The 14,415-nt window shown below is 63.4% G+C and carries 13 protein-coding genes and 1 pseudogene; 3 read left to right on the top strand and 11 right to left on the bottom strand.

Features of this window, described 5'->3' with window-relative positions:
• Together VK804_RS12495 and hpnH are read left to right on the top strand one after the other, a co-directional pair.
• Positions 1 to 142, top strand: a pseudogene (locus tag VK804_RS12495) (4-hydroxy-3-methylbut-2-enyl diphosphate reductase); the annotation flags it as partial.
• 35 nt (positions 143 to 177) lie between these two features.
• Positions 178 to 1,326, top strand: coding sequence for an adenosyl-hopene transferase HpnH (gene hpnH, locus VK804_RS12490; protein WP_325371125.1), 1,149 nt, complete (start codon positions 178 to 180; stop codon positions 1,324 to 1,326).
• Here the strand turns inward: hpnH and VK804_RS12485 are convergent.
• From VK804_RS12485 to VK804_RS12455, 7 genes are all read right to left on the bottom strand, one after another.
• Positions 1,267 to 2,001: a phosphorylase gene (locus VK804_RS12485; protein WP_325371124.1), complete on the bottom strand. Its 735-nt coding sequence runs from the start codon at positions 1,999 to 2,001 to the stop codon at positions 1,267 to 1,269. The two genes, hpnH and VK804_RS12485, sit on opposite strands and share 60 nt — an antisense overlap.
• Positions 1,998 to 3,962, bottom strand: coding sequence for a squalene--hopene cyclase (shc, locus tag VK804_RS12480; RefSeq protein WP_325371123.1), 1,965 nt, complete (start codon positions 3,960 to 3,962; stop codon positions 1,998 to 2,000). The genes VK804_RS12485 and shc overlap by 4 nt, the downstream gene beginning before the upstream one ends.
• 82 nt (positions 3,963 to 4,044) lie before the next feature.
• The gene (gene hpnE, locus VK804_RS12475; RefSeq protein ID WP_325371122.1) at positions 4,045 to 5,298 is read right to left on the bottom strand and encodes a hydroxysqualene dehydroxylase HpnE; all 1,254 of its coding nucleotides are present in this window, start codon (positions 5,296 to 5,298) and stop codon (positions 4,045 to 4,047) included.
• The gene (hpnD, locus tag VK804_RS12470) at positions 5,298 to 6,134 is read right to left on the bottom strand and encodes a presqualene diphosphate synthase HpnD (protein ID WP_325371121.1); all 837 of its coding nucleotides are present in this window, start codon (positions 6,132 to 6,134) and stop codon (positions 5,298 to 5,300) included. The genes hpnE and hpnD overlap by 1 nt, the downstream gene beginning before the upstream one ends.
• Entirely contained in the window at positions 6,131 to 7,009 is an 879-nt protein-coding gene (hpnC, locus tag VK804_RS12465; RefSeq protein WP_325371126.1) for a squalene synthase HpnC, read from the bottom strand. Before hpnC ends, hpnD begins: the two co-directional genes overlap by 4 nt.
• A gap of 199 nt (positions 7,010 to 7,208) precedes the next feature.
• The gene (locus tag VK804_RS12460) at positions 7,209 to 7,445 is read right to left on the bottom strand and encodes a hypothetical protein (RefSeq protein ID WP_325371120.1); all 237 of its coding nucleotides are present in this window, start codon (positions 7,443 to 7,445) and stop codon (positions 7,209 to 7,211) included.
• Positions 7,446 to 7,494: 49 nt separating this feature from the next.
• A complete protein-coding gene (locus VK804_RS12455) occupies positions 7,495 to 7,857 on the bottom strand; it encodes a hypothetical protein (RefSeq protein ID WP_325371119.1) in 363 nt (120 codons plus the stop codon).
• A gap of 113 nt (positions 7,858 to 7,970) precedes the next feature.
• Between VK804_RS12455 and VK804_RS12450 the strand changes: the two genes are divergently transcribed.
• Positions 7,971 to 8,471 carry a hypothetical protein gene (locus VK804_RS12450; RefSeq protein ID WP_325371118.1) on the top strand — a complete coding sequence of 167 codons (501 nt, stop codon included), beginning with the start codon at positions 7,971 to 7,973 and terminating at the stop codon, positions 8,469 to 8,471.
• A gap of 67 nt (positions 8,472 to 8,538) precedes the next feature.
• Here VK804_RS12450 and VK804_RS12445 read toward each other — a convergent pair whose 3' ends face one another.
• From VK804_RS12445 to VK804_RS12430, 4 genes are all read right to left on the bottom strand, one after another.
• Positions 8,539 to 9,642, bottom strand: coding sequence for a TQO small subunit DoxD (locus tag VK804_RS12445; protein ID WP_325371117.1), 1,104 nt, complete (start codon positions 9,640 to 9,642; stop codon positions 8,539 to 8,541).
• Between the two features lie 24 nt (positions 9,643 to 9,666).
• The gene (locus tag VK804_RS12440; RefSeq protein ID WP_325371116.1) at positions 9,667 to 10,665 is read right to left on the bottom strand and encodes a substrate-binding domain-containing protein; all 999 of its coding nucleotides are present in this window, start codon (positions 10,663 to 10,665) and stop codon (positions 9,667 to 9,669) included.
• A gap of 14 nt (positions 10,666 to 10,679) precedes the next feature.
• The gene (locus VK804_RS12435; protein ID WP_325371115.1) at positions 10,680 to 11,477 is read right to left on the bottom strand and encodes a transcriptional initiation protein Tat; all 798 of its coding nucleotides are present in this window, start codon (positions 11,475 to 11,477) and stop codon (positions 10,680 to 10,682) included.
• Between the two features lie 202 nt (positions 11,478 to 11,679).
• Positions 11,680 to 14,073, bottom strand: coding sequence for an efflux RND transporter permease subunit (locus VK804_RS12430; RefSeq protein ID WP_325371114.1), 2,394 nt, complete (start codon positions 14,071 to 14,073; stop codon positions 11,680 to 11,682).
• Between the last annotated feature and the right edge of the window lie 342 nt (positions 14,074 to 14,415).

Below are 14,415 nucleotides of genomic sequence, written 5' to 3'. Positions count from 1 at the left end.
CGCCGGCGCTTCGGCGCCGGAAGTCCTGGTCGACGACGTAATCGAGGCCCTGAGGCGCATTGGACCGGTCGCGGTTTCGGTGCTTCCGGGCCGCGAGGAAAATATCGAATTTCGGCTTCCGGCTGAACTGACGGCAGGCTGATCCACTTCTCTACTGAGCCTAGAAAGAAACTCGTAATGGCAATACCGTTCTTCAAGGAAATGCGTATCGGCGCCTATCTGATGAAGCAGAAGATGCTGGGCCGGAAACGTTATCCGCTGGTGCTCATGCTCGAGCCGCTGTTTCGCTGCAACCTCGCCTGCGTCGGCTGCGGCAAGATCGATTATCCCGATGCGATCCTCAATCGCCGCATGTCGGCGCAGGAATGCTGGGACGCCGCCGATGAATGCGGCGCACCGATGGTCGCGATCCCCGGCGGCGAGCCGCTGATCCACAAGGAGATCGGCGAGATCGTGCGCGGCCTGGTGGCGCGCAAGAAATTCGTGTCGCTGTGCACCAATGCGCTGCTGCTGGAGAAGAAGCTCGATCTGTTCGAACCGTCGCCCTATCTGTTTTTCTCGATTCATCTCGACGGCTTGAAGGACCATCACGACAAGGCGGTCTCGCAGAAGGGTGTGTTCGACCGCGCCGTCTCCGCGATCAAGGCCGCCAAGGCCAAGGGATTCACGGTCAACGTCAACGCCACGATCTTCGACGGCCATGCGGCAGAGGACATCGCCAAGTTCCTCGACTTCACGACGGAACTCGGTGTCGGCGTTTCAATGTCGCCGGGCTATGCCTATGAGCGCGCGCCTGACCAGGAACACTTCCTCAACCGCACCAAGACCAAGAAGCTGTTCCGTGATGTATTCGCGCTCGGCAAGGGCAAGAAGTGGAACTTCATGCATTCGGGCCTGTTCCTGGATTTCCTTGCGGGCAACCAGAATTACGAATGCACCCCGTGGGGCATGCCGGCGCGCAATATCTTCGGCTGGCAGAAGCCCTGCTATCTGCTTGGTGAAGGCTACACCAAGACCTTCAAGGAGCTGATGGAAACGACGGATTGGGAGACCTACGGCACCGGCAAGTACGAGAAGTGCGCCGACTGCATGGCGCATTGCGGCTACGAGCCGACCGCCGCGAATGCCGCCCTGACCAATCCGCTGAAGGCGATGTGGGTGGCCCTGCGCGGCGTGCGCACGACGGGTCCGATGGCGCCCGAGATCAATCTCGATAATCAGCGTCCGGCTCAGTACATCTTCTCGGCAGAGGTGCAGAAGCGCCTGTCAGAGATCCGCCGCGACGAGGCCCTCGCCGCCCAGCAGAAAGCCTCGACAGCCGCGTAACGAGCGCAGCGCGCGATTGAAATCGATGCCGGTGGCGACCAGCCCGCGCAGCGCGGTCGGATTGCGCGCCACCCCGCGCAGCACCTTGCGCAGATCGATGTCGCCGTTCGGCTTGATCGCGGACACCGCGAGCGCCGGAAGTGCGCGGCTCGCCGGGTCGGCGATGACGCGCAGCGCCGCGAAGGGCAGTCCGGCTTCCTCGGCATAGGCAGCCGCGATATGGCTTTCCATGTCGACGGCGGCAGCACCGGTCTCGAGCCGCAGCGCGGCCTTGACGTGGCGGGCGGCGACCACCTGCTCGGCGCCGGCAAGGCTGCCCCTGACGACCCGCCGGCTCCCCAGCGCGACGCTGGCGATCAGGTCTTCGTTCAGCGCCAGGCCGGCTAGCCACCGCGCATCGCCCGCCAGCACCTCGGTCGCCACCACGACGTCACCGGATTTCAACGAGGGATCGAGGCCGCCGGCTACGCCGAAGCTGATCACGCCCCTGATCGTGGTGGGATCGAACACCGTGAGCAGCGCCCGCAATTGCCGGGGATCGCTACTGCTGCAGATGACGGTCATGCCGGGCCCGGCCGCGATGCGGGCCTCCTGCACCAGACCAGTCACGATCAGAACCGGCCGCGGGTCGATTCGATTGACCGCGGACGTCGTGTCCCCCGCCCCCAATTTCACATCCCGACCCCTACCACCCCAAAGTTGGTGTTCCTCAGGTTCCGATACCGCGCCAACGCCCACAGCGGAAAGAACTTCGGATAACCATGGTAACGCAGATAAAACACCCGAGGAAAGCCTGTTGCTGTATAGTGTTGCTCATCCCACAGACCTTTTTCGGTCTGTGTGGCTATTAGGTACTCCACGCCCCGTAAAACCGCGGGATTTTGGACCTCACCTGCCGCCATCAGTCCAAGCAAGGCCCATGCCGTTTGCGAGGCGGTGGTGGAGGCGCCCTCGAATCCCCGGTAATCGAGCTTGTAGCTCGTGGCATCCTCGCCCCAGCCGCCATCCGCGTTCTGGATCGAAACCAGCCAGTCCACCGCCTTGCGAATCATCGGGTCGCCGTGGTCGACGCCCGTGGCATTGAGCGCGCACAGAACTGACCAGGTGCCGTAGATGTAGTTCAGCCCCCAGCGGCCGTACCACGATCCCTCCGCGAGCTGGGTCCGGCGCAGATAGGCGATGCCGTCCGCAACCGATTGGCTCGTTTGCGCGGTCTCGCCGAGTTGCGCCAGCATCGAGACGCAGCGGGCGGTGACGTCCTCGGTTGGCGGATCGAGCAGCGCGCCGTGATCGGAGAACGGAATGTTGTTGAGGTAATATTCGAGATTGTTGACGTCGAAGGCGGCCCAGCCGCCGTCGCGGCTCTGCATGCCGCAGATCCATTCGCGCCCGCGCGCGATGGCTTCGTCGTAGTCGGCGCTGCCGCTGGCGCGCCGGGCGCGATCCATCGCCATCACCACCACCGCGGTGTCGTCAAGGTCAGGGTAATAGGCGTTGTTGTACTGGAACGCCCAGCCGCCGGGGCGGGTCTGCGGCCGCTTCACGGCCCAGTCGCCCTTGACGTCCAGAACCTGTTTCGGCAGCAGCCAGTCCAGCCCCTGTTTGGCGGCTGCGATCGCTTCCGCGCCGCCGGCTTCGGTGAGCGCATGACAGGTCAGCGAGGTATCCCACACCGGCGAGACGCAGGGCTGGCAATAGGCCTCATGCTCGCCGATCACCAGGAGCTTGTCGAGCCCGCGCCGCGTCACCGCGCGCGGCGGATAATCGGGGCCCTTGCCGAGCACCTCGTACATCATCACGGTGTTGGCCATCGGCGGATAGATCGCGCCCAGGCCATCCTCGCCGTTCAGCCGCTCCTCGATGAAGGCAACCGCGGCGTCGATCGCGCGCTGGCGCAATCTCTTGGGAAACAGCGGCTCGATCGCGCGCAGCACGGTGTCGAGCGCGCGGAACATGACAAACCAGCCCCAGCTCTGATGCGGCGCCTTCGCCGTCATTCCGATCGAATGCGGCGGCTGCAGGAACAATTCGTCGATGCCGACGCCGCTGACATTTTTCGCGCGCGGCTTTAACGCCGCCAACACCATCAGAGGCACGATCGTGGTACGCGCCCAATATGACATCTTGTTGAGATGGAACGGGAACCACAACGGCAGCAGCATGATCTCGACCGGCAGCACCGGCACGCTGCGCCAGGTCATGACCCCGAACATCGCCAGCATGAATCGGGTGAAGACGTTGCTGTGGACGGCGCCGCCGCGCGAGCGGATCGCCTCCCGCGCGCGCACCATGTGCGGGGCGTCGACGGAATCGCCGATCATCTTCAGCGCGAAATAGGCTTTCACGCTGGCGCTCATGTCGAAATCGCCGTCATGCACCAGGGGCCAGCCGCCGTGGGCGCCCTGCACCCGGCGCAGGTAGTTCGCGATCTTGGCTTCGAGCGCGGCGTCGACGGGCTCGCCGAGGTAATGGCGCAGCAGCACATATTCGGCCGGGATCGTGCAGTCGGCTTCGAGCTCGAACACCCAGTGTCCGTCCGCCTGCCGATAACCCAGTAGCGCGTTCGTCGCGGCTGCGATGCACGTCTCGAGCCGAGCGTCGGTATCGCCTCCATCTGGCTTGTTGCCGGAATGCATCTGGCTCGAGATCCCCGTCGTCTTTGCCCTGTAGTGTACCCTGCCCGGTCTTACCCGAAAACCCGGCGCTCCGAACGGCCGATCAGGTCCGCCGCATGGCGAGCACGAGGTCGGCGGCGCGGTCGCCCGACCGCACCGATCCCTCGATGGTCGCCGGCAACCCGGTATCAGTCCAGTCGCCGGCGAGAAACAGGTTTTTCAGCGCCGTCGAGGCGCCCGGGCGCAGCGCATTCTGCTCCGGCGTCGCCTCGAATGTGGCGCGGCGCTCGCGCACGATCTGCCAGGGCGGCAGTTCGCCGGAAACCCCGCCAGCCTTGCAGACGTCCCGCCAGATCGCCTGCGCCAGTTCCTCGCGCGGCATGTCCACCAGACGGTCGGCATTGCTGATGGTCACCGACAGCCGATTGGGAAACGCGAACAGCCATTCCACCAGCCCACCGACCACGCCTGCGATCGGCGGCATGTCGCGCGGCGGATCGAAGCGAAAATGCGCATTCACGATCGCCCGGAATTTCGAAGGCGTTTTGAGACCCGGCAAAAGCGTAGCGGCTGGCCGCGGCGGCACCGCCAGGATGACCGCCTCATTGTCGCCGATCGCCACCGTGTCGCCGCCGAATCTCAGCTCGGCAACGCGGCCGGAAGCAAGCCCGAACTCGCGCAATTCGTGGCCGAACTGGACGCTGGCGCCCTTGTCCTGCAGCAGCTTGATCGCGGGCTCGACCAGCACCGCGCTCAGCCCCTCGCGCGCGATCAGCGGCCGGCAGGCCTGCCCGCCCGCCAGCAGCGTCTCCCGTACCACCGCGCCAGCGAGGCCCGCGGAGCCCTCGGGCGGGTCGACGTTCAGCGCCGCCAGCAGCAGCGGCTGCACCAGCCGCTGGTACAGGGTTCCCTCGCAGGGAATTGTCTTTCCGACCAGTTTGCCGGTCCCTGCCCATATCAGAGGCATCAATGCGAGATAATCGAGCAGGCCCGTGTCAGGCACCCGCCGGGCCTCATCGAACACCCACAGCGGCAGCCGGCTTTCGCCGAGGTCGAGCTGCCAGCGCTGTCCGGTCGAGAGGTCGACGAACGGAAACTGGGCGCGCTTCGGCCCGACCAGCCCGGCCTCGGTCCCGATCGAGCGGGCGTAGGCCAGCGCGTGGCGATTGCCCGAGAGCAACAGGTGATTGCCGTTGTCGATGGTGAGATCGGTGGCGGCGTCGAAATAGGACCGGCAGCGGCCGCCGGCCTGCTGCGTCGCCTCGTGGACATGCACCTTGCAACCCGCATTGGCGACCCGCACGGCCGCCGACAGGCCCGAGATTCCAGCGCCGATGATGTGAACAGTGCCAGCCATCAGATCAAGGCATAGCGAAGAAGGATGGCGGTCTTGGCCATCTTGCTGACGCGGACCGGCGTGCGCGGGCCCGCAAAACCCCTGGCCACCAGCAATTCGAGAATCGCGCGATAATATTTCGACATGATCCGCGGCGCCCGCACCGCGCGGCGGCGATTGCGGCGCATGACTTCGTCGGCCTTCTCGAAATGCGCCCGCGCCCGCGCAACCAGCGACGGGCAGGCTTTCGGCAGCGCCCGATCGGCGACCACCTTGAGCGGATCGTCTGACGTGATCCCGGCGAGCAGAAGGCTTTCGCGCGGCAGATAGAGCCGGCCGATCGCGGCGTCCTCGTCGATGTCGCGCAGGATGTTGGTCAGCTGCAGCGCGCGGCCGAGATGATGCGCGAGCAGGATGCCGTCCTCTTCGGGAAGGCCGAACACCCGAACCGACAGCCGTCCGACCGCGCTCGCGACGCGGTCGCAATAAAGATCCAGCGTCGCCAGATCGGGAGCGCGGATGTCCTGCGGCACATCCATCTCCATGCCGTCGATGATGGCGAGGAAATCCTCGCGCTTGAGGTCGAATCTTCCGACAGAGGCGACGTAGTCGGAGAGCCGCGGCGGCGGATGGCCCCGATACAGCGCGTCGATATCGTCGCGCCATTGCTGGAGCGCGCCAAGCCGCTCGGGCCGCGGACCCTCGGAATCGGCGATGTCATCCACCTGCCGGCAAAAACTGTAGATCTGGAACATCGCCTCGCGCTGCTCGCGCGGCAGGATGCGCATCGCGGCATAGAACGAACTGCCGGACGCGGTGGTCCCGTGATCCGGGGTGACTGCCGCCTCTGACGTCATGCGCCGGCCGCCGGTTTCGAGACATGCCGGCGTCCGACCGCGCGGCGGGCCATTTCGCCGGCCATCCCACCGAGGCTGAAGAAGAGCAGTTCGACCGCGTTGAGATGCACCCTTTCGCTCAGGGGATCGCGCAGCTTCAGGAGATGGACGATCTTGTCGGCAAAGGCCTGGATCACGGAAATCTCGAGCCCGAGCCGGATATCCCTGACCTCGGCGCTGAGCGATTTGCTTTCGTCGAGCAGCACCTTGGTGCGCACCGCGAGCGCATGCAGGCATTGCAGCAATTGCGGCGAGGCCCGGCCCTCGCCCAGCATTTCGACTGAAGCGCCGCTGGCCACCAGCGCGTCGCGCGGCAGGTAGACGCGGTTGAGGTCGCGAAAATCCTTGCCGCAGTCCTGCAGGTGATTGTTGATCTGCAAGGCCGCGCAGAGCGCGTCGGAAGCCACCCAGGTCGAATTGCTCTCGCCGTGGACGTCGAGCATGAAGCGTCCGACCGGCATCGCCGAATAGCGGCAGTAGTGGATCACCTCGTCCCAGTTCTCATAGCGAAGCTTGGTCACGTCCATCCGGAAGGCGATCAGGACGTCGAGCGCATGGCGCGGCGGCATCGAGCGCTCGGCGAGCGCCCGCCGCAGGTTGACGGCCTCCCTCTGGCTGTCGCCTTGCCCCAAGAGTTCGGCCTCCAGGAGATCGAGCAGCCCGAGCTTCTCGTTCGGATCGAGCGTTGCATGGTCGGCGATATCGTCGGCGGTCCTGACAAAATTGTAGAAGCTGAGAATAAGCGCCCGGTGACGCGGATGGATGATCCATGACGCGACCGGAAAATTCTCGTCGCGGTGGGTCTTGCCGGACCGCAATTGGCTCGCGCTTGTCATCAGGAACTGGGCATTCGCCTTGAAACACGGGCTTCGCACGGCCGCCGATTGGGCGGGCATGCGAAGAGATCGCGGACCCCATATAGGGGAATACGACGGTAAAACCAATGCTTTCCGGGATGCTCGCGACGATCCGGCAGCGTCCGAACAGGGCCGGAAAACCGGCCCGTCGGAAGATCCACCGGATGCGAACGCGGCTCTATTGTCCGTGATTCTTCAGCACCAGATCGCAGGCCTTGCTGATCTTGTCTCGATTCTGCTGCAGACACGCCAGAACCGCGAAGTCACCCTGATCGATCACCGGCCGGCAGTGGCGCTGCACGTCACGCGAACAGGCAGCCTGCTCCTCCGGCGTGCCGCTGCGTTGCTGCTGGGCGAGAGCGGCCGTGGAAACCGACATCGACAACAGGATGAGTGGCAGGAAAAATTTGTACATTGTGGTCCTTCATTCTGACGCAGAGACTTTAGGTCCCGCACGGCGCATGTCATGGCCGGGACCAATGATTCGGATTGCAGACACCGCGGATCGCAGCAACGACAAGCCCAGAAGCGCTGGCAAATGCGGCCAAATTTGCAGTGGCCTTAAACCCCCAATAGCCGACCCCGGGGACGACCTCAATGCGGCGATTAACCGCTTGATAAAGACACATTATTTCCCCGTTGGCCGTTTCCAATTGACCGTTGCAGGCAAGCCACCATCGGAACTTGATGTGCGAGGCGGCCAAACATGGCGGAATCCAAGCATTTTTGCCGGATTTCCTTCGGGCAAAATCAAGTTCGCCACCGTCGACCGGTTTGTGTATTTTGGGGGATGTTGATCCATCGGCGAAAAGCAGGTTCAGCGCCATTGCGGGGCGGCGGTCGAATTGTCATTTGAACCTGACAAACTGCGGCGACACTAAATGTTCGATGCGGCGAGACGTATCTCGGCTGAGAACGTCAAATTAAATGGGAACGCGATATGAAACTGTTTGGTTCTAGCCTGTTCGGACATGCCATCAAGGCCGCCGGCATTGGCGCGGCGCTGATGCTCTCGGTATCGGCAGGTCACGCGCAGACGAGTCCGTTTGCCGGCTTCAATGGCGCCTGGTCCGGAAATGGCACCGTCTCGCTTTCCGACGGAAGCACCGAACGCATCCGCTGCAAGGCCGAATACCAGGTGAATGGTTCCGGGCTCGGCCTGAAGCAGAGCCTGCATTGCGCCAGCGACAGCTACAAATTCGATCTGGCCAGCGACGTGACGAGCCAGGGCAACCGGATTTCCGGCAGCTGGACCGAAGCCAGCCGCAACATCTTCGGCAATCTGCAGGGCACCGCGGGCGGCGGACGGATCGACGTGTTCGTCGAGGCCAACGGATTTGCCGCCAACCTGACGCTGACGACCACCGGCAACAAGCAGACCGTGGAGATCTCATCCAAGGGCGAGATCCGAGGCGTCAATATCACGATGGTGAAGAGCTGAGGCGCGCAAGCCGCTCAATCGTGATCCGATCGGATTGAAAGCCCGGTCGGGCCACGCTTTTTCGACCCTATTCCGCTCTGACGGCCACGTTGAATGTATTGCCGTTGACGGTGCGTAGCTGCAACGTCGCGGCACTGGGGAGGCTGGCACTGTCGGCATTGCCCGTGGCGGGCAGCGTGATCGTCCCGGTAGCTCCCATCTTCGCCTGCAAGCCGAACGGACCCGCCGCAAAGCGATTGTAGGCGAACTCGTTGCTGATGGCGGAAGCCGGCAGCCGGCTCAACGCCGTGCCGTCCCATTGCTCGAGCACGGCGCCGTCACTGGACTTCAGCACCGCCATCATCACGTTGGAGGGCGAGGCCGGCGTGCCGCCATCGAGAAAGGCATGGAAACGCACGGCGCCGCTCGGAAGCAGGACGCCGTCCGTCAGACTGAGATGATGCTTGCTGGGGCTGACCGGGCCGCCATGAAACGGCGTGATCACCGAGCCGCGATAATAATCGTAGGTGGCGACATTGAACACGACGGTCGTGGCAAACACCACGAGCGCGAGCTTCTGGAAGGTGCCGCTCTGCATCGGAAGCGGCAAGGCGCCGGACATCCAGCGAAACCAGCCCCGTTCGGCGAGCGCCGGCCTGCGCGTCAGCAGCACGTTGTCGAGCGAGAAGGCGCCACTGCCGCCAAGCATAAGCGTAGCACCGATCGCGAGATTGCAGGCCGCCATGGTCCATTCATCGATGCAGGTCGCACCCTGCCACCCGAACATCAGCATCAGCACGACCGAGAAGCCGATCGAAGCCAGTGCCGCGGCCCGGGTAAGAAAGCCCGCCATCAAGCAAAGTCCCGTGATCAGCTCGGCGGCGCTGAACAGGATCAGCGAGGCATAAAGCAGATAGAAATGCTGCAGCAGAAAAGCGATGACATGGTCGGTGCCGAGCAACGCGCCCGGCATCGCCGACTGGAATTTGTTGGCCATCCAGCTGGCCGCGTGCGGATCGAGTTTGGCGGGCGCGTAGATGAAGCGGCGCGAACCGCCGCCCCAATAGACGAATCCCTGAATGAAGCGGATCGACAGCAGCCCCAGTGCCGCGACGCGCAGCGCGTCTGCCTTGCTGCGTTGGGCGGCGGGATTGGAGACGGCCGCGGCGCCGTCAAACGTAAGAGCGGACATGGGATGCTCCTGTCGTAAACGAATTCAGTGGGCCATGGCGGGTTTGAAGCCATAGCGCGCGAAGATTTGCAACGCCTCGGGCGAACGGATGAAGTCGAGCCAGGTGCTGGCCGCGTCCGGATGAGGCGCGTCCTTCACCGCCGCGCCGGCATAGACCGCCGTCGCATTGTCGGCGGCGGGGATGACAACGTGGCTGATCGGATGACCGGCCTGTTCCTGAAACTCGGCTTCGGACTGCCAGGTTACGCCGGCGTCGACGCGCCCCTGCATGATGAATAGCGGGGTCTGGCGATGATGTATCCGGGTCAGAGTCGTCGTGCCGTCCTTGACCTTGGTATCGTAAACCATCTTCTCCAGGGCAGCGCCGCCGGCCTTGGTCAGCGCGATCTTGATCTGCCGGGCGACGCCCTCGAATTCGGGATTGGGCGTCGCCAGACGTATGCCCGGCTTGCCGAGATCGGAGAGGCTTTTGACCTGCGCCGGATTATCCTTGGGCACCATGATCGTGAGATCGTTGGTCACGTAGGGAACGGCGGGTCCGGCCAGCACACCCTGGTCGATCATCTCGTTCACCTTCATGAGGCCGGCAAAATAAGCATCCGGCTTCACGGTCCATGTCATGTTTCCGACGGTGATGCGGCCGCCCGCCTCGATCTGCCTGGCGAGCAACCCGGGCGGAAGCGTTTCCCAATAGATGCGCCCCTTGTATTCGGGGTGATCCGCCTCGAAGGCTTTCACCAGCGGCGCCATCGCGAAAAAATAATTTCCGCCGACATAGAGCACGAGTTTGGGGGCGTCGAGATCGCCGTGAAAATCGGCAAGATTATCGACCTCCGGCACGGTGAAGCCGAGGCCGCGATCGACGGCATCGTTGTTGGCTCCGTGCTGCCAGGGCGGAAAAACGCTTTCCGAAACCTCGGCGGCGGGCTTCCCGACTGCGGTGACGGTTTGCGCAAGCGCTGCCGTCCCCAGCAGGGCCAGCGCGACCGATCCGAACAGAACAAGACGAAGAAGGCATCTCATGATGGAGCCCAGTGTTACTTTGCGTAGTGAAAACCGGCTTGCTGCAACTCCGGCAGTGTGCCGACGGCACCGGGGATCAGTACCACGCCATTCACCAGGTGGTTGGTCAATTCAGCCGCGAGCGCGGCATGAGAGAGCTTGTCGGGATTGAGCTCGGCCTTGATGAGGGCCGCGGCCTGTTCCCAGATCGCATTGTGGCAGGACATGAACACGACGCCGCGCCGCATCAGCGCGGGTATGGAATTATCCGCGCCCGAGAAGGGCCCCGCCGGATCCTCGTAATTTGCGGGATCGGTCGCCGCCGCCTTCTGCTCGACGATCAGCGTATTGGTCTTGAACTTCTCGCCGGCCAGCCTGGTGAGCTGGTACTTGTCCCACGTCGCCTGATCGTAGAGCGCAAGATGCGCCGTACCATGGGTGCACGAAACGGCAAGGAAATCCGGATGTTTGAACGACCAGATCTGTGAATTGAGCGCGTTCCGCATCAGGTTCAGCCAGGGACTTCCGATGTCGGTATTGTCCCAGACCTGCTTGGACACGGGACGGTAGGAGAGCACTTCGGTCAATGCTTCGTGATCCCACTGATCTCTCTGGTTCAAAATCATCGGCACCGTCTTGAAATCGCGACGGCGGGGTGCCTGCGCCAGACGACTCTTCAATGCGTCAAGATGCGTGGCGCCGGGCGGCGTCAGTGCGGATTCTGTGGCCGAGGGCGCCGGCCTGGCCCGCGCCGACGCAAGGCCGATCGCGCCCGTGACCATGGTCAACGCGAATGTTTGCAATGCCCCCCTTCTTCCCGTGACGATTCTCATCGTAGTTATCTCCCGTCTGCTGTTTTCCGGCAGGTAGGGGGCGGGCGCTTTGGAGACCATTAAATATTTTGATAAGATCAACCGTGCATCGCGATCGGCACAGATCGACGCAGCCATCATTGTTGCCTTGCGGCATGAGACACCGGACGGCCTTCAAAAGGAGTTTTGTCGAAGCTCCGAACCCAGAACCTCGAATCATGCGCTAGCTATTCGCGCCGGTTTCTTCCGGCTTCGTCCAGCCCAGCGCGCTGCGAATTTTCATCGACAGGTTGATCAGGAACATCGCCGTCGGCCGCAGAATGAAGAGATCGGCGATCAGTGCTGCCACCATCGAGAACGCGCTGAGCCAGCCGAACAGCCGCAGCGACGGCAAATCGGAAAACACCGTCACCACCAGGCCGCAGGCCAGCACGATCGTGGTCAGGATCAGCGCCGGGCCGACCAGCACGGTGGCGCGCTCGACCGCCAGTTCGGGGCTGACGCCCGGCCTGGACTCCAGCCGCAGCCGGTTGAGGAAGTGGATGGTGGCGCTCAGCCCGAGGCCGAACGACACCGTGAGCGCGACCACGCTGGCGAACTGCAACCCCTCGCCGAGCAGATAAAGCACCGTGCCCGACAGCACCACCGGGAAGATGCCGGGCAGGATGCAGGAGAACATCACCACCACGGAGCGGAACGCGAGCCCGATGAAGATCGCGACCAGCGCGAATTCGACCGTCAGCCCGCGATTGAGCTTCTCGATCATGTTGGCCGAGTTGCGCGCGGCGATCGCCGAGAGACCGGTGACGGCGATTTCGTACCCCGGATGCTCCTTGCGCACCGCATCCAGCTCATGATCGAGCTTGTCGACCACCGGCAGGATCTGGCTTGAATCGAGGTCGGGGACGCGGCCCGACACCACCACCGCATCCTGATTGGCGGAAATGAAACGCCGCACCAGGTATTTTGGAATCAGGTCGACATATTCCTTCAAGGTTGCGACGTCGGAGCTTCCGGCCTTTTCCGCAAGCCATCGGCGCAGCGTTTCCAGCGACCAGACGTTGGCGACGCCGGGCGTGTCTTCCACCGTCTTGTGAACGTCGGCGATGGTCTGCAGGGTCTCGGGCGCATACAGCGAGGCGCCCTTGGGGAATTCGATCAGCACGTCGATCGCGTTGGCGCCGGCGAGCTTGGCGTCGAGACGCCCGCTCGCGGCGACTGCCTGCTGTTTGTCCGGCACTTGATCGGCGAGCCTATAGCGCGGCTCGAGATGGGCATAGACCGTCGCCAGGCCACCGACGAAGATCACCGCGATCAGGCTGAACAGGCCGGGCCTCGACACCATGCGCACCGCGATCCAGTAGCAGAAATTGCGCAGCATCTGGACGCCGGCGTCGGCGCCCTGGAATTTCACCGCGAACACCTTTTCGTTGCGCACGAACAAGACGCCGAACACCGGCACCAGCGACAGCACCGCGATCAGCGCGATGATGGTGGCGGCAAGGCCCGCCTCGCCGAATTTGCGGATCAGGTCGGAGTTGGAGAATTGCAATGCGATGAAAGAAATGCCGGCAGTGCCGTGGGTCAGCACGCAGGCCGGCCCGACCACGCGCACCGCGTTCTTGAACGCGGTGTATTTGTCCTGGCCGGCGATCAGCCGGTCGCGCGCCGCAAACGTCAGCTGCATCGAGTCGGAGAAACTGATCACCATGATCAGCGGCGTCATCACGTTCAGGAACATGTTGAGGTTGAAATTGGCCCAGCCGAGGCCGCCCAGCGCCAGTACGATGGCGATGATCGGCGGGAATGCCGCGACCACCATGAACGATATCTTGCGGAAGAAGATGATCGCGATGATGCAGCCGGCGAGGATGCCGAGCACGTTGTAGGTCAAGCCGTCGCGCTTGACCGCGTTGCGGATCTCGAGCTGCATGACGGGAACGCCCGACAGTTCGGCGTTGAGCCCGCTGCCGGCGAGATCCTCCTTCATCGCTTTGCGGATATCGCCGACCACGGTGCCGAGCTTGTTGCTGGCGACCACCTCCGGCTCGAGCGACAGCACGATCAGCGCCAGCGTGCCGTCCTCGGACAACAGCTTGCCGCGGATGATCTCGTTGCTTTTGACGGTCTCGATGAACTTGTCGTAGTCGGCGCCCTGCGGCAGTTCGTTCGGGAACAGCGCGGCCGGCAGCTTGCCCGGCGCCGGCGCCTGCCGCGCCGAGAACAGCGAGATCAGGCCGCGGGTGCCGTCGACCAGTTGCAGGTCGGTGACCAGATCGCGCAGCTTCTCGAGATTGTCGCGCGCCAAAAGCGTCTTGCCCTCGACCACGACGAGCACGTCGAATTCGGTCGCCGGGAAGCGCTTGGTCTCCGCCTCATATTGCTTGTAGTCCTTGGAATTGGAACGGAACAACTGGCTCAGCGAATCGTCGATCTTGATGCGCTGGATGCCGAAGATCGCGCCGACGATCAGCACCAGCAGGATCATGCAGGACACGATCGGCGCCTTGACCGCGATCAGGCCGATACGCTCCAGGCCGAAGGCGATGCTGAGCCCCTTGGGCGGCTGCTCGATCTTGTCGGTATGAACCTGACTGTCGGTGTTCTTGTCGAGCATGCCTTATCCGATCCTCACATCAGCTTAGTTGGTCGCTTTAAGTGCAGCTTAGGTTCCCGGGCGCGAGGAAGGCCTTGAATCGGCCGTGGATGATGGTCGCTAGCCCTTGAAAACAATATGGAAAATTCGTCGAGGCGGTTTAGCAGGTCTGCATAGCCTCTCGCAAGCTTGGCCCTTCGTACAAAATCGATATCCAACGCCGATAATGACCTCAAACCGCCATTTTGTCAGGCCGGGCGTGGACCGGCCGCAATACGCTGCGACGTTCCGCCACCACTCTCATCCTTCAGCGTCACGCCGGTGACTTCCCGGGCGAGCCCCTCGCGGACCAGCCACGCGATG

Origin of the sequence: Bradyrhizobium sp. (assembly GCF_035484855.1) — a bacterium.
Taxonomy (GTDB): Bacteria; Pseudomonadota; Alphaproteobacteria; order Rhizobiales; family Xanthobacteraceae; genus Bradyrhizobium.
This window is presented reverse-complemented; position numbering and strand designations above follow the sequence as displayed.

What these genes read in the sequence shown, in the direction of transcription:
- hpnH (WP_325371125.1), top strand. Translation starts at nt 178, where the DNA reads ATGGCAATACCGTTCTTCAAGGAAATGCGTATCGGCGCCTATCTGATG.
- shc (WP_325371123.1), bottom strand. Translation starts at nt 3,962, where the DNA reads ATGCATTCCGGCAACAAGCCAGATGGAGGCGATACCGACGCTCGGCTC.
- hpnE (WP_325371122.1), bottom strand. Translation starts at nt 5,298, where the DNA reads ATGGCTGGCACTGTTCACATCATCGGCGCTGGAATCTCGGGCCTGTCG.
- hpnD (WP_325371121.1), bottom strand. Translation starts at nt 6,134, where the DNA reads ATGACGTCAGAGGCGGCAGTCACCCCGGATCACGGGACCACCGCGTCC.
- hpnC (WP_325371126.1), bottom strand. Translation starts at nt 7,009, where the DNA reads ATGACAAGCGCGAGCCAATTGCGGTCCGGCAAGACCCACCGCGACGAG.
- VK804_RS12460 (WP_325371120.1), bottom strand. Translation starts at nt 7,445, where the DNA reads ATGTACAAATTTTTCCTGCCACTCATCCTGTTGTCGATGTCGGTTTCC.
- VK804_RS12455 (WP_325371119.1), bottom strand. Translation starts at nt 7,857, where the DNA reads ATGGCGCTGAACCTGCTTTTCGCCGATGGATCAACATCCCCCAAAATA.
- VK804_RS12450 (WP_325371118.1), top strand. Translation starts at nt 7,971, where the DNA reads ATGAAACTGTTTGGTTCTAGCCTGTTCGGACATGCCATCAAGGCCGCC.
- VK804_RS12445 (WP_325371117.1), bottom strand. Translation starts at nt 9,642, where the DNA reads ATGTCCGCTCTTACGTTTGACGGCGCCGCGGCCGTCTCCAATCCCGCC.
- VK804_RS12440 (WP_325371116.1), bottom strand. Translation starts at nt 10,665, where the DNA reads ATGAGATGCCTTCTTCGTCTTGTTCTGTTCGGATCGGTCGCGCTGGCC.
- VK804_RS12435 (WP_325371115.1), bottom strand. Translation starts at nt 11,477, where the DNA reads ATGAGAATCGTCACGGGAAGAAGGGGGGCATTGCAAACATTCGCGTTG.
- VK804_RS12430 (WP_325371114.1), bottom strand. Translation starts at nt 14,073, where the DNA reads ATGCTCGACAAGAACACCGACAGTCAGGTTCATACCGACAAGATCGAG.